This is a genomic window from Pseudoalteromonas sp. L23, assembly GCF_021728455.1.
Classification (GTDB): Bacteria; Pseudomonadota; Gammaproteobacteria; order Enterobacterales; family Alteromonadaceae; genus Pseudoalteromonas.
In genome coordinates, this window is sequence record NZ_JAKKCW010000011.1 from 72,264 (window position 1) to 96,543 (window position 24,280).

General features: G+C 40.7%; 17 protein-coding genes. 8 read left to right on the forward strand and 9 right to left on the reverse strand.

Annotated elements, in window-relative coordinates:
* Positions 1-102: 102 nt before the first annotated feature.
* The 5 genes from L3V43_RS17325 (at position 103) to L3V43_RS17345 (ending at position 7,197) form a co-directional block, all read left to right on the forward strand.
* Positions 103-696 (forward strand): hypothetical protein, encoded by a 594-nt coding sequence (locus tag L3V43_RS17325; protein ID WP_235368239.1) that lies wholly within the window; start codon positions 103-105, stop codon positions 694-696.
* A 269-nt stretch (positions 697-965) separates the two neighbouring features.
* Positions 966-3,293, forward strand: coding sequence for a ferritin-like domain-containing protein (locus L3V43_RS17330; RefSeq protein WP_102058389.1), 2,328 nt, complete (start codon positions 966-968; stop codon positions 3,291-3,293).
* Between the two features lie 13 nt (positions 3,294-3,306).
* Entirely contained in the window at positions 3,307-4,257 is a 951-nt protein-coding gene (locus tag L3V43_RS17335; RefSeq protein ID WP_237117076.1) for a DUF692 domain-containing protein, read from the forward strand.
* Positions 4,257-5,132 (forward strand): DNA-binding domain-containing protein, encoded by an 876-nt coding sequence (locus L3V43_RS17340; RefSeq protein WP_237117075.1) that lies wholly within the window; start codon positions 4,257-4,259, stop codon positions 5,130-5,132. The genes L3V43_RS17335 and L3V43_RS17340 overlap by 1 nt, the downstream gene beginning before the upstream one ends.
* Positions 5,133-5,244: 112 nt before the next feature.
* On the forward strand, positions 5,245-7,197 hold the full coding sequence (locus tag L3V43_RS17345; protein WP_237117074.1) for a winged helix-turn-helix domain-containing protein: 1,953 nt from the start codon (positions 5,245-5,247) through the stop codon (positions 7,195-7,197).
* A 51-nt stretch (positions 7,198-7,248) separates the two neighbouring features.
* On the opposite strand, the gene L3V43_RS17350 is transcribed toward L3V43_RS17345, so the two are convergent.
* The 4 genes from L3V43_RS17350 to L3V43_RS17365 all read right to left on the reverse strand — a co-directional run bounded on the left by L3V43_RS17350 (position 7,249) and on the right by L3V43_RS17365 (position 11,925).
* A complete protein-coding gene (locus L3V43_RS17350; protein WP_237117073.1) occupies positions 7,249-8,358 on the reverse strand; it encodes an alpha/beta hydrolase-fold protein in 1,110 nt (369 codons plus the stop codon).
* A 203-nt stretch (positions 8,359-8,561) separates the two neighbouring features.
* On the reverse strand, positions 8,562-8,963 hold the full coding sequence (locus tag L3V43_RS17355) for a hypothetical protein (protein WP_102058384.1): 402 nt from the start codon (positions 8,961-8,963) through the stop codon (positions 8,562-8,564).
* 144 nt (positions 8,964-9,107) lie between these two features.
* Positions 9,108-11,012 (reverse strand): S9 family peptidase, encoded by a 1,905-nt coding sequence (locus L3V43_RS17360; RefSeq protein ID WP_237117072.1) that lies wholly within the window; start codon positions 11,010-11,012, stop codon positions 9,108-9,110.
* Between the two features lie 121 nt (positions 11,013-11,133).
* Positions 11,134-11,925, reverse strand: a complete 792-nt coding sequence (locus tag L3V43_RS17365; protein WP_237117071.1) for an AraC family transcriptional regulator — start codon at positions 11,923-11,925, stop codon at positions 11,134-11,136.
* Positions 11,926-12,023: 98 nt separating this feature from the next.
* Between L3V43_RS17365 and L3V43_RS17370 the strand changes: the two genes are divergently transcribed.
* Both L3V43_RS17370 and L3V43_RS17375 read left to right on the forward strand, forming a co-directional pair.
* Complete coding sequence (locus L3V43_RS17370; protein ID WP_237117070.1) at positions 12,024-12,746, forward strand: type 1 glutamine amidotransferase; 723 nt, start codon at positions 12,024-12,026, stop codon at positions 12,744-12,746.
* Between the two features lie 334 nt (positions 12,747-13,080).
* Positions 13,081-13,572, forward strand: coding sequence for a hypothetical protein (locus tag L3V43_RS17375; RefSeq protein ID WP_237117069.1), 492 nt, complete (start codon positions 13,081-13,083; stop codon positions 13,570-13,572).
* A 158-nt stretch (positions 13,573-13,730) separates the two neighbouring features.
* On the opposite strand, the gene L3V43_RS17380 is transcribed toward L3V43_RS17375, so the two are convergent.
* Positions 13,731-14,507: a complement resistance protein TraT gene (locus tag L3V43_RS17380; RefSeq protein ID WP_237117068.1), complete on the reverse strand. Its 777-nt coding sequence runs from the start codon at positions 14,505-14,507 to the stop codon at positions 13,731-13,733.
* A 157-nt stretch (positions 14,508-14,664) separates the two neighbouring features.
* Here L3V43_RS17380 and L3V43_RS17385 point away from each other — a divergent pair, with 157 nt between their 5' ends.
* Complete coding sequence (locus L3V43_RS17385; RefSeq protein ID WP_237117067.1) at positions 14,665-18,765, forward strand: VWD domain-containing protein; 4,101 nt, start codon at positions 14,665-14,667, stop codon at positions 18,763-18,765.
* Positions 18,766-19,150: 385 nt separating this feature from the next.
* Here the strand turns inward: L3V43_RS17385 and L3V43_RS17390 are convergent, their stop codons facing one another.
* The 4 genes from L3V43_RS17390 to L3V43_RS17405 all read right to left on the reverse strand — a co-directional run bounded on the left by L3V43_RS17390 (position 19,151) and on the right by L3V43_RS17405 (position 24,278).
* Entirely contained in the window at positions 19,151-20,206 is a 1,056-nt protein-coding gene (locus L3V43_RS17390; protein WP_237117066.1) for a hypothetical protein, read from the reverse strand.
* Between the two features lie 522 nt (positions 20,207-20,728).
* Positions 20,729-21,475: an autoinducer binding domain-containing protein gene (locus tag L3V43_RS17395; protein WP_010603763.1), complete on the reverse strand. Its 747-nt coding sequence runs from the start codon at positions 21,473-21,475 to the stop codon at positions 20,729-20,731.
* A gap of 10 nt (positions 21,476-21,485) precedes the next feature.
* Positions 21,486-22,724 (reverse strand): class I SAM-dependent methyltransferase, encoded by a 1,239-nt coding sequence (locus L3V43_RS17400; RefSeq protein ID WP_237117065.1) that lies wholly within the window; start codon positions 22,722-22,724, stop codon positions 21,486-21,488.
* A gap of 567 nt (positions 22,725-23,291) precedes the next feature.
* Positions 23,292-24,278 carry a Calx-beta domain-containing protein gene (locus L3V43_RS17405; RefSeq protein WP_237117064.1) on the reverse strand — a complete coding sequence of 329 codons (987 nt, stop codon included), beginning with the start codon at positions 24,276-24,278 and terminating at the stop codon, positions 23,292-23,294.
* Positions 24,279-24,280: the final 2 nt, after the last annotated feature.

Sequence of the window (24,280 nt, forward strand, 5' to 3'; positions counted from 1 at the left end):
AACTAATAAGAAAAAATAAAACAACAATTAAAATTGATCTTTTTGTACACATTAACTAATCTCCTCCTTGCAGTACTAATTTCATATTAAAAAGGATATTTTATGAATTGTAAATTTAGAAACTCAATTATCGCTGCAAATTTATTAGTTGCACTAACCGGATGTAAAATGACAGCGAATGCAGAGCACGCTCAAGGCAGAGTGTCTATTCAATGTCAAGTTATTATTGGTGGTTCCTCTTCATCCAACTCAATTATTCAAACTTTTGCACCAGAAATTTTCGATCAATATGGCCGAATTAACCTTTCAAATATGGATGCATCCAAGTTAGAGTTTGAAATAAATAATTTATATAATATAAATGATATTAAAGATAACCGTATTCTTATCATTTTGAAGTCAGGTCAAAGTATTTTGGCTCGTAAATGGTTTGATGTATATAAAGCTGACTCGATGTATAGGTTGAATAGCCCTCAATTATTTTCAAACTGGGCTATGACCTATGAAGCGGTGGCGGATGGTTTCGACATAAACTTTGATCCAAAACCTCGGATAATTACGGCACCGAGTAGCTTTTCAGTCAAAGGTAAGTATCGAAGCGCACCTCTTTTCGAATCGCCACAGGTACAGTTTGAAGGTTGTGAACGTTTGCCTGAATTCCCAGTACCGGATCCTGGTTACTATTGCGAACGGTAAGACTTGCTAGCTAAATTCAGTGAGTAATTATTGATTACTCACTTCTAATAACGATCTACGTTTAGACACAACATATAATCCCCACCCCGTAATCTTGTGTAATCGCCTTTTTTTACTTTTACAGCTACTTTCTAAAGAGAGTGGTGTTTTCACCTGAACCAATCACTTAACTTTATTAACTGAATTGCAATAGTTCGACATATATATCCAATACTACAGGCTATTAGGCGAAAAAATGCAGCAAGTCCACCGTCATCAAGGAGCAAGCTATGAATGTGCAGAATAAAGAGAGTCAGCCTTTAAAAATAAACAAAGAGCTCAACACCAACATCATCCTCAGCAGTACACAAAAGAAACAAATAAAAGCACGCGCAAGTAAATACAAGAACGCTGATTTATCTTGCCTTAGGGCAATAGCACAAGCCGCAATAAATGTAGAATTATTCACTATCCCTTTATACATGACAGGCCTTTATTCCATTCAAGGCACCCATGCGATCGCTGATTCATCAAACCTTTATCCAGGACGTTATTGGCCAGGACTTGGTCCAACAGCTGGATATATCCCGGAAGAGCGCCGTAGTCAATATGACGTTGATCTCGCGCCGTTATTCGATATAAATACGTTAGTTAGTGATAGTAAACCCAGCGATTTGTCGGATAAGTTTAGATTAACTATCAATCAGCAAGTTTTTAATGGCGTATATAGTGTTTTCATTGAAGAAATGCTCCATTTACAGCTTGCTTCCAATATGGCAAGTAAGTTGGGACTCACACCAAGCTTTACAAGTCCGGCATTGATTGATGAAAACTATGGTTGGAAATGCTACAACAACCAAAGTGGTATTCCACATATTTTGGACTTTGCTGACTGTACCAAAGACTTGTCGCAACTGAGCCCTGAGATTCAAGCTTACTTCAAACAAATTTTCCCAGGTAAAACGTTACAAGATCTACGCGTTAATGCCACTGAACTCAACAAAGAGCAGACACTACTCTTTATGTTGATTGAAGAAACGGAAGAAAACGCAAAGAAAATTATCCAAGAGCAATATTTAGAACCAAACAAAGACACAAAACGGCCAAAATATTTTGAGCAGGCACCTTATGACTGGTGGAAACCAGATTACACTGAGAAAAACCTGCCGCTGTTTGGCTCGATTGGACACATGTACCTCAGCTATTGGGATTATATCCAGATCCAGTATGACGATGGCACAAGCTTGCTCGACTATGCAACCATTCAGCGCGACTATTTTAATGAGCGCCCTGGTAATAAAGATTATCAGCCACAATTCCCAGGTATTAAGGGCTCTCTCAACGTAAAAGAAGATCATACTGTTTTAAAAGAAGCGTTAATGAATAATGTAAATGCCATTACTGATCAAGGAGAAGGTGATGGTGTGGCAGAAATGATTTGTAAACGCTGGGCTGATGAGAAATGGGCACAAAACCTCCTAGCAGCGAAAGCGGATGAAGCGGATGATCCCCACCTCAGCACCGTAGAAGAGAAGTTTCAACCTAGTGCAGAAGCATTGAAGGCGGATTATCCCGCAAGCTGCGGTGAGGGTCCAATTTCCGGTTCGGCGTGTGCGCGGATCACTAATAAATACAAAGATCACTTTCAAATATTTACCGATACTATGAGGCTCATTGTCGACTTTGAGAAGTCTTCAAGTCAACCAGACGAACGTTACATGACTTGGTCAACTTGGTTTGCTGAGGGTAATAGCTGGAATGAGGCGTTATTGGACCCCAACGGCGATGATGAAGCAGCTAAGCAAAACCCAAATCTACCTTGCGTCAGCAGTGTAGTAAAAGCGCTTAACAACCTTAAACTCTCGTCAAATATTGGCAATACGCATCAATTATTCAGTCAATCTGCGGTAGGCACAATTAAAGGTCTAACGACTGCACTTGATCGTTATTGGTCTGGTAAGACCAGTGAATTTCCGGGCCCTGCGATGGGTGGCTCTGGCGATAGGATCTCGATTTGCTGGGCAACCACGGGAATTGCGCCGGATTTAGTAACGGGTATCGCCCCACAAAATCCGAACGCCCTTTATCATGCCTGCCAAGGAATGAGCTATACCAATATAGGTTCGAATGACTTACCACCTCCTGAGGTATATCACAGTTGTAAAGGCAGTAATGATTGTAAAGCACAAGGTGGTTGCGGCTTTGTTCATAGCACAACGCCCGGCGGTAGCTGTGGTGGTAGCGTATCAACAGGGCCAAAAAGTGCACCTGCAGATAATAAGTGTAATAACTTGGGTGGGTGTGCAGTGCCTATCTCAGCCTCTCAACTCTTCCCTGAACTTTCTGGTGAAGACCAAGAATACGATATGCAACTATTTAAGTTTAACTTAAAAGATAATACTTTCTCTCCAATGGATTACACTTACCCGAAAGACCAACAAGCTCCAACCGGTCAATCTGCAGATCATGTGCTAATGCCTTATAAACAAGGGGATGCCGTATACGATATTGCTTGGCAAGCATACTGCAATGCCAATGGTTTATTGAACGAAGATGGCGAACCTAAAGAGAAGCCAAAACCTTCAGATATTCGTCTAGCACTTCCTCCATCAACTTGATAGGAAAGATAGCATGACAAATCCAATTCGGACGCAGCAGCTTGCTGCGTCCGCTATCGAAAAACTAACCGACTTAGGGTTTGGTGTTGGCCTGAGAAGCCAGCACTATCCCTTTATCATGTCTCAATTGGAACGCGGAGCATCGCTTGATGTTGACTGGTTTGAAATCATCAGTGAAAACTATATAGATAATCACGGCTATGGTCGGCATGTGCTCGCTCAATTAAAGGAACAATACCCGCTAGTGATGCATGGTGTGTCAATGAATATTGGTAGCAGCGACCCTCTTAACTTTGAATACTTAAGCAAGCTAAAGGAGTTAAGTGAATTCGTTAAACCACAGCTTATTTCCGATCATTTGTGTTGGACAGGTATTGCTGGTTTGAATAGTCACGATCTCCTCCCTATGCCATTAACTGACGAAAGCCTACAACACGTTATCAACCGTGTTGATCAAGTACAGGGTTTTTTAGAGCGACCTTTGGTGCTTGAGAACCCATCAACATACCTTGAATTTCAACATTCAACCCTCACTGAAAGCGAGTTCTTTAGTGAGTTAGTCACCGCAACAGGCTGCGGCATGCTATTGGATGTAAACAACGTCTTTGTTAGTAGCTTTAACCATGGTTTTGACGCCGAAGCGTTTATTCGTCAACTCCCCCATGAGCACATCGTTCAAATCCATCTAGCCGGTCCTAGCGACTGCGGTGATTGTTTGATAGACACCCATGACCAACCAGTGCCCGCCAAGGTTTGGCAGCTTTACCAACTGGCGCAGCAGTTAACGGGTGGCGTATCTACCTTACTTGAATGGGATGCCAATATCCCCAGCTTTCCTGAACTCGTTGATGAGTTAAGCAAAGCAAAACTGGTACTTACAGGGCATATTCCAAAGCAAGATACAGTTACTAACCCCAACGCGCTGTCAACTCCAATCGTCAAAGAGCGAGCAGAATTAACATAATGAAAACGCCAGACTTAACGCAAACTCAGCAGTGGCTTAGCACCGTTTTAATGGTGCGAGGCGACCTACCACAAAAACTCAATACCGCTGCAAATCCGCATGGTTTAACGCTGCATGACTGTGTAAAAAGTAGTAAAACACTGGGAGCCATGAGAAGAGTAGACATCTATGCTGCAGGCTATGTGATGCGTTTAGTTGAATGTCTTCGGGGAGAGTTTGCACTACTTCGCCAGTTTATGGGCGACGAAGTATTCGACACCTTCGCCAAAGCCTTTATCGTCACCTTACCCTCAGAATCTTGGACACTACATCAACTAGGCTCGCGCTTCGCTGATTTTTTAGCACACACTAAACCCACCGGTGATTTTAATGCCCACCAGCAAGCTATGTTTAGCCTGCCTTCAGAGCTGGCTAAGTTTGAAAGAGCCAAAGCGCTTGCACTGTTAAAACCAGGACCGGAAACCGAGCAATCAACTGCAGTAATAAACGAGATTGAGCTCCTTTGCGGTATCGCAGAAAATTTTGTCATATCGGTGCCAGAATCAGTACAGCTTATTCAAACCGATTACCCTTTGCTGCCGCTTATAACCCAGCTTGAGCAAGCAAAGCCGTACACCTTGCCAACGCCTGAGCAAACGCATATTGCAATATCGCGCCAACAATATCGCATCAAAATGAGTGTATTGAATGACTGGCAAGCAGACTTATTACTACATCTGAGAAACAAACCGCTACGCTATCAAGAAGCAATAACTTACTGTGCTAAGCGCATGAATATGGAGACTCAAGTATTGAGAGCGCAGTTAGCAGTTTGGCTGCCAAGCGCTAGTAATATGGGGCTGTTTACGTTACAAAATGAACCAGTGCCCCAGTGATCCAATTTTCTAAATAATGGCTCAGTTAATAAAGTGAAATAAACCTTGATGGGTTATTTTTATATCCAATACAAGATAGACTAGCTGTATCGACTGCTGCTCCCAAATAATAATGATAACAATCAATAACCGTAAGCTAGACTTAGCCACGGGTGAACTTACCTACCTTGATGAGACAATCAAATTAGAGGCTAAGGTGCTGGCAGTACTTGAAATACTGTATCAACATCGCGGCACGCTTGTTACGCAAGAGCACCTACTTAATTCTGTATGGCAAAATACCGTCGTCGCCCCAAATGCCCTTCAACGATGCATCGCTCAGCTTAGAAAACTACTTGGAGATAGTGATAAACGTATTATCCAGACTTTTCATAAAAAGGGCTATCGTTTACAGGTTGGGGAGCAGCATACTAATTTAAGCCAAAAGCTGAGAACCAGTGCTCTCTATTTCGCAGGTTTCATCATCCTCTTCGGTATATTGTTTAGCTATTCAACTATGCCAAAAGCTAATTTCCAACTTTCAGAGGTTACACCTGTAAGTTACGGATTGGAGTTGGAGAGCACTGCGACACTCACCTCAGGTAGAAGGTTATTATATGTGGCCAGAACACCGCAAGCAGCGGAACTAAAAGTAAAGGATTTGGATTTCCAAACAACCAAGTTAGTTACCCGTGCATTGGATTTTGTTGGCAAACCTCAGCTTAACAAAGATGGTAAAAAAGCAGTACTCATTGAAACACGCAAAACAAAATCACAAGCTAAGTGTCATCAAGCTATCGTCGTGTTACCAAGATTTGCTGCCAGAAAAGTGATCTCTCCTTGCTTAAATAACGAAGTGCGACAAGCCTACTGGGTTGGTCATCAAGTGTTACTTATTGCCAATAACGAGTATGCCCTTTTTACTCCGCACTCAGACTCAGTCACATTTACTTCTTTACCTATAGCAGCAACAATTTTAGCGTCCTCATTTAATGAGGATCAACTTACTTTACTCACCCAAGATCCAGATGAAGAGGCTTATCTCTCTAGTTATATGATTAGCAAAGAAAACAAGCTTTTTCTTCTTCAACAAGAAAAATTGTCTGATGTAGAGTTAGACCGTTCGTTGATGTTAGTAGAAGGGCCAGATACAACACACATACTTTCAACCGCATCTGCGCTCTATATTTTTCAAAACCTCAAGCTTGTACAAGCCATTCCGGCAATCGGCTCAGAATCGTTTTACATCACTGAATACATTAAAGGTAATAGCTATTTAGCGACACTAGTTCGAGAACAAAAGCAGATTAATATTCAAGACAACCTCTCTACAAGCCGACTTACAATCAGCCACTACGACGAGCTATCAGGGCAATTCCAACCAAGTGGAAGTGGAAATGCCATTGCATTTCTCTCTAATCGTACAGGCACCAATGAAGTTTGGTTAAAGCAAGAACAGCAAGAGATCCCGCTCACCCATAACAAACATATTTCGTCTTTTGTTTGGACAGCCGATGGTAAACAATTGTGGGCAGCATCAAAACAAAGTTTACTGAAAATCAATTTAGTCACTGGCGTTGAAGTTTTTCCTGCTTTATTTGAAAAGCAAATTATAATGCAATCAATTGAAATAAAAGGAAGTAACTACCTACTCATCAATGATCTTGGCGATGAACAGCTAGTACTTTTCGACCCTGTAACCAACCATAAACAGCCACTTTATCAGGGGCAGGTTCACTGGGCACAAATACAGCAAAACGGTACTGTCTATATAGCCACACCAGATGAGCCAAACTTAAAAGTACTCGTCAACAATTCGCTCAAACCACAGCCAATAACAAACAAAATCACATTGCATTGGCGTTTTTACCTACGTGGGAATGAGCTGATTATTCCCGACAAACAGGCGACTATCTGGCGCTATAACATCAACACGCAAGTTTTGGATACATTGGGCAAATCCGACGAGCAGACTCGCTTGATCACAGATGTTCAACTACATCCTTTTAAGGTTTTAGCTGACTCACCAAAAACACTTAGCGCAAACCAAGTTAAAGTAAAAATAACAGAACCAGAAAACCGCTAATATAAAGGTGGCTCACACATGTGCGCCACCTTTATATTACTCTTAATAACGCTAAAGCCGAGACAATACTTGTTCAATATACTGCTTGGCCTCTTCATTTTTTTGCTCTGTTGCTAGCAGCAAGGCACGCTTTAGCTGAAGTGTTGCTTGTGTTGTATCGCCCGCATTCAAAAGAGTCTGTCCATAACGTAAATTGTAAATAACAGAGTTAGGCATAGTCGTAAGTAGCTCATCGAACGCGTTTTTTCCAAGTATTGTATTGCCTTGCGCGAATAAATATTGCCCTAGAGCAAGCTGATTGGCATTAATATCAATCGAGTACCCATAGCGCTGTTCTAGTTTTTGGTGATATTCTCGCAACCCATTCAGGCCTGACTTGTCAAATTGAGCATAATCTTGAAGCTTTATTGCGCCAAGAATATGTTGTAATCCATGTCTTAGCGCTAGCTGTGCACCTACATGATAATGATATTGACTTAAGTCTTCTAGCATCAGGTGTTGGTGTCGTTTTGAAACGGCGAGCGCAGCAAAAAACGGTCTATTTTCATCAAAGCTGCCAAGGCTGATATATAGGTTATTGGTGAGCTTGCCCTTGGTGATGCTGTCACTAATATCCTCTTTTAGCAGTTTGGGGAGGTGACTCCAAATTGGCGCAGACAATATTGCACCTTGGAAATACCCGGGCATTTCTCCTAATAAATTCAAGGCAATCGCCGCCCTGCTTGAGTACCCTTCAATGACTTTAAACGGCGAAAGATTAAATTGCCGTATTAGTGTTGGTTCAACTTCACTTGCTAACACGCGAGCTAGCAAGGCAAAATACGCTTGGTCAGATAACTTGTCAGCCCCAGCAAAACTCAATTTGGGCACTCGCACGATCACAAGTTGCGGGATAGGTGAAAAACTAGTGTGACTCAGCCAGTCCACTTCAGCTTTCAGTACATCAAAACGACTCTCTCCCGCAGTTGTATAAAGCGTCGAGTATGGCTCTTTTCGGTTAACATCAAAATCAAAAGGCAAATATATTTGTACATCAACAGGCCCTCCCACTAACTTTGAACTCACAGTGATATGCTGTAATTTTGAGGCTATCTGAGCGTGAGTAACTAACGCAAACAACGCGCAATTTAACCACATCAAACTTTTTAAAAGTATTTTCATGCTTTTCTCCATTTTTGGGTAAGCTTATGAAATAAAAACTTTTAAAACTTGATACATTGCTTATTTTTAATTGATGAATTGCTGATGTGGATCTATCGGAGTTTATCAGAGGCTAAATATCAGGTGCTAACAAACATGGTTACCTAAGTCGCAACGTTTAGCACAGTGACTATGGTTGTAAAAAGTGATGCTACTAAGGCTTATTAATTTCGCGTATACACGTTAAGCAACGGAAACTTGTTCTCACCGAAAGCCAGTGTGAGTGAAAGCGTTTCTCCGCCATCAAAGCTTTCAGAAAGCTTCATCGGCGCGATCCTTTGCCCGTTTGCTGTTAGTGCCAGCAGGTGTTTTTGTGTTAATGTCCGACGCCCGCTCGATTGATTTTTAATCGTGATCATTGCCCAGCGCTCACCGTTTTCGTTACTCATCAGTACCGCGTTAAGTACCTTGAAGTCACTGATATCTGGGTAAATATTGGCATCATTCGGAAAAGCCAGTTCCATATTGTTAGGCACTACACTATCAATCGTTAACGCTTCTTCAGCTGCCTGTGTATTCACAGCCAACATAAGTAACCAAAAACCACTTATTATCCTTTTAATCATTTAACTTTTCCTTCTATTTTCCGTTGACTAATTCAATTTTTGGGCACACCAATACTAGCACAGCACCAAGGTTAAACTGCAAAACAAAAATGCCAGACTACACACTGTGCGATCTGGCATTTTCTTAACTAGTAGTGACATCAATTATAAAGTTTCTTCTAACCACTTGAAGAATTCACGCTGCCAGACTATTCCGTTTTGCGGTGTCAGTACCCAGTGGTTTTCTTCAGGGAAATAAAGAAAACGGCTTTTCAAGCCACGTAGTTTAGCAGCTTGAAAGGCTTGCATTCCTTGGCTCAGCGGTACACGGTAGTCTTTACCACCATGGATCACGAACATCGGCGCATCCCACTTATCCACATAACTGATTGGGTTAAACTGATTGTATGCTTTGCTGATGGCCGCATTGTTTTGCTCCCAGTACGCGCCACCCAATTCGTTGTTCACAAAGAACATTTCTTCGGTTGTGCCGTACATACTGCGCAAATCAAAAATGCCACAGTGCGCGATAAAGGTTTTGAAACGACCATCATGATTGCCAGCTAAGTAAAACGCAGAGTAACCACCAAAGCTTGCGCCAACTGCCGCGATACGTTTGTTGTCAACGTATGACTCTTTCGCAACATCGTCGATAGCGTCAAGGTAATCTTGCATTACCTTACCACCCCAATCTTGGCTGATATCTTTGTTCCATTTCACGCCGTGTCCAGGCATACCACGACGGTTTGGCGCAACCACAATGTACCCTTGTGATGCCATCACTTGGAAGTTCCAGCGGAAGGAATAAAACTGTGATAACGGCGACTGTGGACCACCTTGAAGGTATAACAGCGTTGGATATTGCTTACGCTTATCAAAATTAGGTGGGTAGATAACCCAAGTTAGCATGTCTTCGCCGTCTTTTGTCTTCACCATTCGCTTTTCAACGTTCGGTAAATCCAAACCAGCATAAAACGCCTCGTTCACATTTGTCAGCGCAACAAGCTTTTTACTATTCAGATCAAAGCGGAAGATCTCTTTTGCTTGATTCATGCTATTACGAGTAACAACTAACTGATCATCTAAGGCAGCAACAATGCTATTAACATCAAACATGCCCTTAGTTAGCTGCTTAATTTTTGGATTAGCTTTAGTTTTGCTGCTCACCGCTACTTGAAATAGCTGGATTGTTCCGTCAACTGGTGCAATAAAATAAATATGCTTGCCATCGTGACTCCACTCAAAACTGCTTACCGTGCCGTCCCAATGCGCAGTTAAGTTGACTTCTCTGTCACCCAACTTAACGATAATGTCATTTTTATCCGCCTCGTTACCCGCTTCATCCATACGTAAGAAAGCCAGCAACCCTGTCGATGAGAACTCAGGGCTTTTATCATAACCCAAGTTTTGCTCGGTTAGATTGGTGGTTTTCTTACTGGCCAAGTTATAACGATAAATATCTGTGTTGGTGCTGCTCGCATATTCTGCGCCAGTCAGCTTTTTACTGACGTAGTAGATATTTTCACCTTTAGGGCCCCAAACATAATCGCTTGAACCACCAAATGGTGACGTCGGACTATCAAAAGGCATCCCTTTCATGATGTCGACTTTTTCTTCAGTAGTCAGGTCCTGATAGAACACATGTTTAACACTGCCGTCTTTCCAGGTATCCCAATGGCGGTAATTTAAATCATCAAACACATAAGCATCTGCTTGCGTAAGTGCTTTATGTCTATCCGTGGCCAACACAGCTTCAACATTGACGGTGTCATGAAATAGTTTTTTGCTGCCATCTGGCGAAATGTTGTCGTCTGACAATATCCCTTGATACGCGCTTAAAAGCTGGGACACCCCACCCTTTAACGGCACTTGATAAACTTTGCTATCAAAGTCATTGTTTTCAACGCTTGGCGTTGTAACTCGATAAATTACATGGGTTTTGTCTTTAGATAACCCAAGCGCACTTACGCGCTTTACTTGCCAAAGCTTGTCTGGGGTCATTACCTCTTTGGCAACTAACCCAAAACTTGGTGCTAATCCTAAGCTAGCACATAAAAGAATTCGCAACATCGCGAAATGCCTCCAATAATCAAATCCCACCTAGACTACATAAAGCGGGAAGAACTTAAAAGCATTCACGATAAGATACTTTCGTCTCTAGCGCAGGTAACCTAAAAGCAGCAGAAGTTGCTCAAAATAAATTTACGTTGTGCTGTAAGTTGGCAATTCGGTATTTTCTGGGTGTTTGGTTAAACAATTTCTTAAACGCTTGCACAAACGCAGAGTCAGAAGCGTACCCCAACTCGATAGCAATTTCCTGTATGCTCTTTTGCGACTCTAACAATTGCAAAGATAAAACTAACCTCACATTTTGTCTCCACCGTGAAAATGATTGGGAAAACTCTCTTGAGCACAATCGCGACAAAGTGCGCTCAGAAGCGCCCACTTTTGTTGCCCATTCCTTTAACGTAAATGGTAAATCCGGTTGCTCTTTAAGCTGTAAGAAAATGGATAAAAGACGTTTATCGGTAGGTATGAGCAAAGGTATTTCATAACGGTTTGCGATCTCGATCTGATCTCGCAATACGGTTAGCAAATGTGTGATATTGGACTCTGCTTGAGTGAGCGTCTTGTTTTCGAATAGCAGCAGTATTAATGCTTTAATAAATGGCGTTACCAGACAGGATTTTGGTTTGTCTCCATACTGAACATATTTGTCGGGATTAAGGTAAATCGCCAAAAACTGTGTATTTGTAATCGCTATGGATTTATGCACTGTATTTGCGGGTATGTAGAGCATGCCATTGTGAGGAACAATCCCGCTTTTATCGCCGATACTTGATTGCAGCAGCCCCTGCAAAGGAAACACAATTTGATGCCACAAATGTGAGTGAAAGTCATCAATATAACCAGAAGCCATATTCGTCGTTTTGGTTATGATTTGTTTATTAGGAGAACCTTTGATGAGGTCATTAGCTTGCATCTTGGCGACTTATCAACATTAAACGTCTGTTAGTATAAATTACGCCATCCAAATTTAATATACCATCTACAGCCTATCGTTAATTACAAGGCACAAAGATGCATATTCACTTTATCGTTCATGAACATTTTGAAGCGCCCGGCGCCTATGAATCGTGGGCAAATAAACGCGGCCATACCATTACCTACTCGCGAGTTTATCAAGGAGAACCGCTCCCAAAAAATGCCAAAAACCTAGATTTTTTGATTGTAATGGGAGGACCTCAAAATCCGTCGACAACTATTGAGCAATGCCCACACTTCGATACAAAAGGTGAGCAAGAAGTCATCTTGAACTCGATTACCGCCGGAAAAGTTGTGCTTGGTATATGCCTAGGGTCGCAACTCATTGGTGAAGCGTTAGGTGCAACATTTGAACCTAGCCCTGAACGTGAAATAGGAAAATACCCGATAACCTTGACGGAAGCTGGGATGACACATCCATTATTTAGTCATTTTGGAAAAGTGTTGGATGTCGGTCATTGGCATAATGATATGCCGGGGCTCACCAATGGATCACAAGTGATTGCATATAGCGCGGGGTGCCCAAGGCAAATTGTCGCCTACAGAGACCTAGTATACGGTTTTCAGTGCCATATGGAATTTACTAAAGATATCGTCGCATTACTGATTGAAAATGACGATCTCAGTGACGCGTTGCAGCATCCATTTGTAGATGAGCCAGACGTTTTACTGAATCATAACTATGACGAAATGAACCAAAAACTGTATGGTTTTTTAGATAAGTTAGAAAGCTTCTATAAATCAAAAATTGAGTGTTAATCATATTATTTAACCTGCCTAATTGCTCAGGCTAGCGGCCTCTGTACGTCTAAAAAATATAATTGCTTATTAAGGCAAATTTAGGTGTAATGAATAAATAATAAGCGCTGAGCAATGCAGGGAAAGCTTACATAACACTAGCTAAACTGATTACACTAGCTAGGAAAGTGAGAGCCTCCAAAAAGCCTATTTTTTCTAAGTAAGTCCATAGCATAAACAACACCAACTCTGTTACACCGAGCAGGTGACGGCTCAACCCAACAAACGATTATGCAACACAAACTGCATGTCGCATAAATACTAAATTTTTATACAACTACGGATAGCCCAGAGTATGCCCAATCCTTTTATTCCTGAATCGTTCAAGCCTCCGACGTTTTTTGATAGTGAAAATTTTCACTTCAGAGTGCTTGAAGAAGAAGTTGCTGAGTTAGACTTTGAAGCAGTAATGTCCAGTCAAAAAAGGCTACAAGGAATATTTGGCCCTGAAACTGAGTGGCCTAAAGTTAATATGACCCTCGAAGAAAATATAGAAAGCTTAAAGATTCATAAACAAGAATTTGAATCAAGGGATGCTTTTGCATATTCCATATTTAACAATTCAAAGGAAAAATGCCTAGGCTCTGTTTATATAGATCCAAGCCGATCACTAAATTATGACTGCGAAGTCTACTTGTGGATTCGAGATGATAGTATTGCGTTAGAAAAAATACTTTATCAGACTATCTTAAACTGGCTTCAATCGGTGTGGCCTTTCTCAAAAATAGTACTGCCGGGCAAATCAATTTCATGGAAAGATTGGACTCATGAGTTAAAAGTTGTATAACAAGCCAATAAAGCACTAACACAGACCCCACCACAATTCGCATCTATATTATGATGGGTGTCTGCTATTCGCTATAGCAGTTAAAAATAAATGGAAATATAGTATTGGCACGTTACTTCCATGCTAATACTATATTTCCAATATTACCGCACACCTAGCTACAACAGGCCCGAAATAGAATTTACTAAACCTTGGACTAGCTTGGGTCGAGCCTCAACGAATTCCAGATTTACTTTATTCGCTGTAGAAACGATCCGTGTTTGATACTTTTTACGGTCAGTCACCTCGTTTGAAGTTACTGATTTATAGCCTGAGTTACCTTGCTTTAGCTTAGCTCTATTTCCTTCTAGTACTTCGACACCAGATTTCGCGCGCTCAGAAACCTGTAAGTCAGTAACAATATTAAAATAAACATCTTCCACCATTGCGTCAGCAACAAAGCCTGCAGCTGCGCCAAGCAAGCCTGCTGCTGCTTGCCCTCGACCACTACCAAACTGAGCACCAACAATAGCACCCGCTACAGCCCCACCATAGCCTTGGGCTAAAATTCCCCGATTTTCATCAGCGGTTGTTCTGCCTGCTTTGAGAATATTCGCTTGGATCCAAAAGTGCGCTGCATCTGGGTCATTAACAACCTTGTAGCCTTTTGACAGTAATGCAGTTTGTATCTCGTTAGCGATGACTAAATCCTGCTTATCCGATGTGTTCCTGAGTTGTAAAAACACTGTACGCTTGTCCTGACTGACTGGGTCAAGAAATATAGAGTCGCTCATTTTGGTTTCAACTCTTAAATCCCGCTTTTTCACCGCAGTGTGCATCGCATTACAACCAACTAATTGCATCACTAGAAAAAATGAGCATAGCGTAAAAACCAATTTCCAAGCACCGAATTTAGGTGTCGATATAAAATGTTGTGATATAGTGCCGTGTTCCATGTCCATAACCCTTTTGATTTTATTAACACCTAGTTAATTTATTCAATGAACCGATACTGAACAAGGTGGAAATTTCGACCCTGTCTCATGCTGTTTTTTTCACGCATTCTTATTTTTTCAAAGCAACTTGCTCTCGCTCAAATACATAAGGATGGTTATGGATCTGCATAAATACATTCCTCTACGCACAACCCTAATTACGTTGTTAACAGGCGTTTTAGTCGCATGTGGTGGGGACTCAGATAACGATATAAATAAACCAACGAACAGCCTACCGATTGCTCAAGCAGGAGAAAATCAAACGGTCGATGAAAAGGCAACCGTCACATTACACGGTAGTGGCACAGATAACGATGGGGTGATTAAAAGCTACCAGTGGCAGCAACTTTCAGGCCCCCCAGTTTTGCTATCGGACCAAAGCAACGCAATTTCCTCATTTGTGGCTCCAGATGTCACAGAAAACGAGGAGTTAAGCTTCGAATTAACAGTTATTGATGATGAAGGAGGAAGTGCTACTGATCAGGTAGTTGTTACCGTAAACAACCTGAACAACATAACGATTCAATTGCAAGTACCTCAGAGCATCGCGAAAGGGTCGTGGGCACAATTAAAAGCAGATATATCGAGTGCCGTTGAAATTGACAGCATTGTATGGGAAGAATCAACAGATATAGAGCTTAACATTGATAACGATAAACCTGATTTTGCTTCACTAAAAATCCCTGAAGACTACACTGGAGATAACCTTGAGTTTACGGTCACAGTCTCAGATAAATCAGGCTACTCTATCTCTGCAAGCGCCAATGTAGAAGTTGCTGAAGCAATAGATTTTGTTGACTACACAGGTGACCATGATGAGCAACCGCTTGAAAATGCTGAAGTCATCGCTACATTAGACCCGAGCAGCGAATTGAAACCGGCAACAAGAGCCGTTGACGGTTACACAACCTTTATCGTTGATGGCCAATCGGGAGTAGAAATTACCCCAGAGATGGGTAGGCTCACACTCACCGCAGGTGCGTTAAGCGACATACAAGTCGGTGATATTATAGTCGGTGTCACCACTGATGGCGACACCGGGTTTATGCGTGAGGTTCTTGATATTAATGGTAATATTTTAACTACCTCGCAAGCACCATTACACAACGCTTTTCCAGATGCAGACGTTAAACTAGACCTTGTTATTACGAACCAAGCAGCGACACTTAATCAGTCGATTTCAACTGCTAATAATACGGTACAGTCGAGTGTAGATGTTCCTATCTTAACGTTCTCAAGAACACTGCAACAAAAACTAAGCCCTGAAGTCACGTCTGTTGTAGAACTAAAGATGAACTCAAGCGCCCAGATAGGAATAGAGTTTTCAATTATTCGTGGTGAGGTAACTCACTTTTCTACAATTGCTCAAGCAGATTACCTCACTAATACTTATCTAAAAGCGAACTACAGTTACAAAGGAGGCCTGAACAAAAGCAAGGTATTCAATCCCATTATTAACAAAAATGTTAAGCTATTCGTGGGGCCTATTCCTTTATTTTTAAACGTCAAATTACACCCACAACTTGGCGCTAATGTTATTGTTGCTGGTAAAGCAAATTTAAAGATGGGTATTAGTGCATCAGGAAACTATAGAACCGGATTCAAATATCAAAACGAAAAACTGAGCCCAGTTCACAGTTTTGTGCCTGTCATATCTCAAATTGGACCTGAATACGAACTATCAGGTGAAACATCAGCAAAAGTAAAAGCAGAGCTACAGTTTATGCTTTCTGCTTACGAGTTGTCTGTACCATTACCATTTGGGAATAAGATAGAGTTAGATGGCCCTGGAGCAGGGTTAGCAATGGGCCCATATGCAAAATATGCTGCTAAAGCAAACTACAAAAGCGCAGATCATGAGCCAAATTGTAAACTTGAACTCTCAGTAGGATTAGGAGTTAATGCCAACCTAGATTACGGCTTTGTAGGCGATATTCTTGGGCTGACAAGTAAAGCTAAGAAGAAAAAGATTCCTCTTTATGATTTGGAGCAACCAATTTGGGGCTCTGAAGTATGCCCATTTGAGACTCAATTCAATACGCTTACAGGTGCTATCTCCGACGTTGACGGTAGCCCCATATCAGACGCTGATGTGTCACTAACAAGCGTAAGCACTGGGTTTTCTCAACAATTATCATCCGATACCAGTGGCGCCTTTAGTTCTCCACCACTCGCAGTTGGTGATTATCATGTGATCGCTTCTAAATCGGGTTTTCAACCAGAGCGCATTACAATCACTGTTACCGAGGACACCAACCAACCAGTTCAATTAATTCTGCTCAGTGGTGAGCCCGTAGATGGTAGCAACCCAATTGACGACAACCTAGGCAACCCGCGCAAGCAGGCTCGTGTCACAGGAGACCCAAACTTACGTACGTTTGACGGCTTAAACTATGGATTTAATGGCGTTGGTGAGTATATCTTAGCCAAGTCCAATATCGACACTTTTGAGATTCAGGGCCGTTATGTCGCAGTCCCTGGCAATCAACACGTGTCTTTTAATGCCGCTGTCGCCGCAAATGTCGCAGGAACAAGAGTCACCTTTTACCCCAATGATGAAGGCCTTGCCGTGCTTATTGATGGTCAATTACAAACATTGAATAACGGTGCTAGTGAGCTTTCTAATCAAGCAAGTATCTTTAAACAAAATAATCGTCATTACGAAATAACTTGGCCAGACACCTCATTACTAAAAGTGTATCGGCGGGGTGAGTTTGTCGAGACAGAAGTGCTTTTACCAAACTCTCGTGCAGGCAGCGTTAATGGGTTACTTGGATACTTTGATGGCAACGTCGACAATGACTTAACGGATGCTAACGGCAATCAAATTGAAGACAAAGGTAACTTCAATCAACTTTATGATATTTACGGCAATAGTTGGCGTGTAACATCCGAATCCTCTTTGTTCGACTACTTCAATGATGAGACCCCTGAAAGCTTCGTTGACCTTAACTTTCCACGAACATTGTTAACTCAAGCGAGGTTAGAGGCACAAATTGGTAGTGCGGAATATCAACGGGTTAAAGAATTGTGCCAAAAGTATGTAAGCATAAAAAGCAGGCTTGAAGCATGTATCATAGATGTTGCTTTAACAGGAAACGAAAGCGATTTAAGCACTTATCGCGCAATTTCGGAGCCAACATCTGAGTTAACATTAAAAGTTCCACCACAAATCACAATATTGTCTCCAACACCTGGCGCAATTTTGAGTAGTAACATCTTAATAGAAGGCAAGATTGAAACAGTTCAATCAAGTATCGCCAAATTATTTATTTCTATAAATGGAGAAGCTAAAAGAGACATTAGCTTTGCGCTTAATAGTGGCAGTTTCGCACTCACTCAACCAGCGGAGTCTTTTGTTCAAGGTGAAAACAACATTATACTCTATGCGACAGATAGTCAGGGGAGCCGAGCAAATTCAATTATTGGTTTTACGTTTGACAGTAACGTCGCACCTGCAGCTGGTGGAGATTTAATCGTATTCAATGATGTCAATATTCTAGATGATGAGCGGATTTACAAAGCTGATAACACGCAATTTGCTAAAAACCTAGCCAGTTTTTCAGGAAACAGCCTCCGTGCCCAAGGTTCTAAAATAGTCCTAGATCGATCTCATGATTCTCGCTGCAGTTGGTCATGCCAATCTATTAATTACCTGTACAGTACTTGGGAAGATTTAGGCTTTGAAGTTATTACATATCAGTCTCTAGAAGATTGGGATCTTGATGACCCACAAATAAAACTTATCGTACTCTGGACTCCACTTAACTCATATTCTCCGGATGAAGTCAGTCGCTTAAAACAATTTGCTGCACAGGGGGGAAGAATTGTATTTGTCGGTGAGCATGAGCTGTTCTATGGGCTAAAAGGCATTGAAGTTGAAAACAACTTCCTTATCAGTATGGGGGCATTTATGCGTAACATTGGAAAAGATGTATACGGCGGCAACCATTATTTTGATGTCGGTGAAGATAACCAACATCAAACAGTTCAGAATGTAGAGACTTTGGTATTCAACAGAGTATCCCTACTCTCTCTCGGTCCAAACGACTACCCCTTGGTGAAGAGTGCCGATGGTTTAGACGTAATAGCAGGAGTTGCACGTATTGATATCAATAATCAATCCAATGAACGCCAACAATATTACTTTATGCTACACCAGAGTAATAAGCCCAAAAACCCGCCATCACCTATCGTAAGTGATCGCTCAACAAACTAAAAATAAAGCAGGCCCACTCATGTACAATTTGATGAGTGGGCCATAAAACCTAGCCATAGTTGACTTAATTAGAGACCACAGCTAAACCACCTGACGTTAATAAACCAGAATAACAGGGCTAAATTAAACTTGGCTGTTGTATGTGTGTCAAAAAGCGGACGTTTGGTACTAACTCGCATTTGCCCCAAAGTCCGTTAGTTCAAATACTCTATAAAATTTAGGGGCGTGTGTTTTCCCTACCAAATCTAATCTGATGAAAGGGTATAAAACCATGCTCATTTTGGATGTGAGTAGTATGAACTAATACAAATAAGCGTTAGGTTAACGGCATGTTGTACCAAATTAGTCTCATATCATATGAGGCTTTTTCCTAATTTGAGGTATCTTATAGTTGCCTGTGAGGTTGCTGGATTACGCCGAGAGTCTCCATATTCAAATCTTTTACAACAATAAACCCATTTCTTTTCTTACTGAAGATTTTCTTGGTATGTACATAGCTTTCATTTTGGCTACACACAATAAAATTTTTACTTAATTGGTTCGACTTTATCACCATTTCTAAAGTGTGTTCTTGCAGCTCTATCATCAAGTCGTTTTTATCTTTTTTCGATAGCAGGTACCTACCGATATCTGAGATTGTGATGATAATTTCTTTATCTTCGCAAATTATGAAAGCGTTCTCTGGCATAGAGTCCAATGTCAAAGTACTTTGAACTATAGCAAAATCATTGTCGGCTTTTATTCCCAGTAACGGTTGTGGGTTACCTGTGGGTGCGGGTTTAGTTCGAAGTACCACAGGGACTGTTGAGTGCTCTTTAGTCCATCGGTACGTTTCAAATGAGCACCATTGAATTGCAGTTAAAATTTCAGTATGAAGATTTGAACAGTTTAGTCTTAGAATTGGCTCATGATGAGCAATACGATTACGCAGGTCGTTAGCTTCGTTAATCTTAGTTTTGAACTGTTTGAATTTTGGGCGATGGATATTTAGTTTAGAGTAATTTGTACGCCAAAAATCGGTATAATCTGATCTGAAAAGGATGTTAGACCAAAAATCAAACGAAAGAGCTGCAGTAATATCCTCTGGACTGCGATTGTTAACTTTTTGCTTGGCTTTGGATAGAGAGTTTGAACTATGCTGGTTAAGCATGGCCATATAAGTGGGATCATTTGGCCAGTTATCGTTGAATATTGAGCAAAACAACTCATGTAATTTATTTCGTAAAGTTACCTCTAAAATGTGAAGTGGGTACAAGAATGCTTTCGACAACCTAGCATTGTAAAGGTAGAGATTGAAAGCTATATACCAGTCTTGTTTTCCATCATTAAAGTAAGGCAATAGCCTTTCGCTAGAAAGATCAATCTCTATATGTTCGGCTCGACTTTTCTGAGTATCTTCTATGACTTCATTGTATGGGTATGCTTGTTGACTTTCAGCCATTATTATCTATAATCCTTTTCATAGCAGCTGTTAGGCCCCACTGACTTTATCATGCGCCTGCAGCAGTTTATATGAAGACCCGAGACAGACTACTAGATAGTCCCTCTCGGGTTTTTGCTTTCTGTTATAATAATTCTTTTCATATCAAATGCCTACCGTTAAAGATAATTAGCCTTAACCTCTTTGTGTGAAACTTATCCATAGTGCTGAACAAGCCCTATTCCCCTCCATAAGTAAGTTGTGTGATTTGCTCTTAAAGAGGTGTGCCTTAGTGTTTTCATCAGATGTGCAGACATCGCAAGGCAGAAGTTTAGAACCAATCTGGTAGGTCCTGCATGTAAGGTAAGTCATTTACCATACCTGAAGTTATTCATGACATGCTAATGTTCAGTTTTCCGAAACTCATTTCTGTCCAAAAATAAGTTAGCATTAATATCCACTCCTCGCTCAGAGTAGCCTGCCATATTGAAGACAAACTCGTCCGTTAGTACGATAAATCAGATATGAAATACTAGCGTTAAATCAACTAAAGTAGTGCCCTAGCGAATAGAGCAATTTGTCTTTTGGCACATTTCCGTGCTTTTTTCTAAATTTATCAATTACTTTTGCAGCGTAGCGATAGGTTATTCCAATATGATCTTCAATTTGCTTCATCGGTTTCCCCGAAACCAAGTATCGCATCACTTGACGCTCTGTATCGCTCATTTTTATATAATTGTCGTATAACTCGGCAACTAAGTTTGGATCTGAGAAGATTTTGCTGTTCAACGCCGAGCAAAATAACCCGATTTGTTCTTCATTTTCCTGTACCAGATGATTAAAGTCTTTATCACTTAAATTGCTATACAAAGTAACACAAGCGTAGCCTCTGTGGTCGCACATGAGCGGGACGACAAAACCGTTATTGAGACCAAATTCGTTTTTTGCATGGGCTAAGGTAGCAACTTGTAACTCAGTGGGGTTAAAACTCTGCAAGTCCCGCCACCAATTGATTGGCTTTCGATGCCCTGACAGTATTTGAGCCACGAAGATATCCTTCTCAGGCTTAAAAATTTCATTTTCCTGATAGTACTTTAAATAATCGAGAGGGGCGTTTTCGGTGGCTAGTATGATAGGCATTTGGTTCAAGTGTTTAACAAATTCATGGCTTGGCAAAAAACCATAAATTGCGCTATCAAATCCGATATGTGATATGGCACGATAAAAACTTGCAGTGTATTCTGCTTGATTCGAAGCATTCAACAAATCGACTAGATCTTGATAGCGCATTTTTATTTTCCTACTTTTTAGCTATGATTAAATTCATTGCACCATGAAAGTGAGTGCAGTCTCGGTTTGTTACAGACAGTCCAGCTTGTTCTAGCCAACCTTCAATTTTATCTAAAGTATAAAACGAATGTTGGTATTGTGTGACAAATTGTAAATTCAATCTCTTAAAGTCTGCAACAGCAGGATTGCCACTAAATTGCGATTCATACAGCTCAATCATCATTTCCATGTGAGATTTTGTCATGTTTTCATTGGGGTTTGCGATAATTAACAGGCCACCCGGAGCAAGTAAGTTATAGCAGTGTTTAAAAACTAAAGAAGGATTATCCATCGCATAAACACTGTTTATTAATGTAATCACGTCGTATTGATGCGTATTAACAAACTCTTCTAGTTGGACATGAAATGCTTGAAACCGCTGTGGTTCTTTAAGTCTCTGCAGATTGGCGTTGGCTTTTTGCACCATATCAAGAGATGTATCGACGCCGTGATAAGTAGAAACCTCACCATTAACAAAAGCGGCTAAGTTTCCATTTCCACATCCAGCATCCAGTACAACTCCTGACAACAGAGGAGCAATTGTATTATAAAGTTCAACCTGTGGTGGAGTAATAATAGAGTCAAATGCACTACTATATTCATCCCAATGAGATTTATTCATAATTTCCCTTTTAATTAGACTATCACTCTTATTAAAGCAAGATGATAAGTTTCGATTTAAGAAGCGAAGGCCCCTTTGCTTTATTTCTTTCGTTTCAACAACTAGAGCAGATATTTTTCTATCAACCCCAATATCATAGTTGCAATCACTTTTAATCAGTATAGCGTTAAATAACTTTTTATAAAAATCAACATTTCCTCTCAGGATAAAAAACAACCGCTCATAACCCATCTGCTGTGCTTTATCTAATAACAGGCCATAAACGACTCTGGTAATTGCGACATCTTTACTCGATATACTAAGCTGGCCTACAACTGCATCCTTTTTAGGGTCAAAGTCATCGCTTAATGATGCCCTTACTTCTTTCCAAACATCTTCATCTTCATACGCACTGCTCAGTCCAAAAGTCGCTATTGGATTATGTGGAACTTGGCTTATATCACTAAGTAGGTATAGAGAAATACCTTTATCTAAGATTTTATCTTTAGTAACTCTGATAGCTGGAAAGTTTTCCACATAGTTTTCTTTCAACGTTTTAACTGCGACATCAATATTATTTAAATTACATGCTTCTATTTTAAAAGACATAGTAAATTCCTCTCATTCTGTTTTTAAAGGAGAGGTAAAATCTGTCTGCAGCCAGAGTTCACCTTACATCAGGCGTTTGCTTGTTTGCCCGATAGACATAAGGTTAAGGCGATAATGGCAGATGCCAGAGGCCGATATTTGGAAAATTCACAAACCAATAAGCTATTTAATATCAATTAGTTAATGGATTAGGAAAGAAATAGGAAATAGATTGGAAGTAAAGCAAGGTGCTACTTGTAGCACTTGATATAAAAGGATCTCAAATTAGCTCTGTATTTTTACAAACGTCAGCTACAGACAACCTTCTGCCAGCTCTTTAGTCAGCAATCGTTTTGTTTGAAAGTTTTACAGGTAAATATTGTAGTTCGATGTAATGGTTGAACTTAAACACCGTAAACCAAAGGCTCGCAGTATTTGAGGGTGCTTCAATGAGCTATTGCTAACTCATCGAATAATGAACAAAAGTTCTCTCGATTTTCACTTCTGTTGATGGGGAGTATGCAGCAGCGCTGAGTGCGCTGCCCATTGGCTTAGTTGAAAGTTAGCCCAATAAATAAGCAACTCAGATTAGATAACACTACCATTGTTATTTGCTTTCACTTCAAGCTTTACTACCTCACCTAACTCCTCGAGCCACTTAGGCGAGTTAGAAACTCTGGAACTCAAGTAGTCAAGTAACTGAGCTTTCATCACAGTTGTTGCTTCATATTGAGTATGAAACTGTTGTTTTTTCAGCGCTTCAAGGTGGGAATCCAATGCATTTCTCAAAACATTAGGGTCCAAATCTAAAGCTTCATTAAAAAGAACGATGTATTTTTCTCTCGCTCTTTGAATATTATCTTGAGTATTACGGTAATTCTTGACCAAGTTCGCCTTTGGATTTTCTTTGGTTGACAGATAGTTACCAAGGATCTCAAGCTGTTTCAAATCATTCGAAAGGTCCGCTGCAAGAGCTGAAAGGTTACTTACCAAAAGGCTGCTTTTTTCCACTAAGTCTTTGTTTACTCCAGCTTCGACAATCATCACGATATGTGACGGCTGCCCTTTCACATTTTTCAGCTTAATGTAAAACATTTCATTGTTTTCATAGACATCGGAGTCAGGAATAATGGGAATATTTATTGATTTTTGCACTTCACCAGGCTGGAACTGTAAAGCAATATCAAGGGCTCGATAGTCCTCAGCTGCTTTTGCAGTACCATCTTCTGTTATCAACTCTATCTGTTGTACTAAATCAATGCCTGTTGTTCGATGAATAGTAACTTCCACAACGGCATTAGACTCTTGAACTTCAGTCTTCACACCAGAAAAAGTAATATTTTCATATTCTTTAGGAAAAAAATATGGATAAGATAGCGCTGCCAATGTTGATAAACAAAGTACCCAACTAAAGGAAGTGACAAACGAAAAATGCCAACGCGCAAACAGTAATGGCTGAGCACAAACACTACACTTGTTGGCATATGATTTAGTAAATAACTTATGCGCCCGAGCATTGCTGCAGTGTTCTATATTGTTGCAATAATATTGTGCTTTTATTGGTTTAATCGACATCT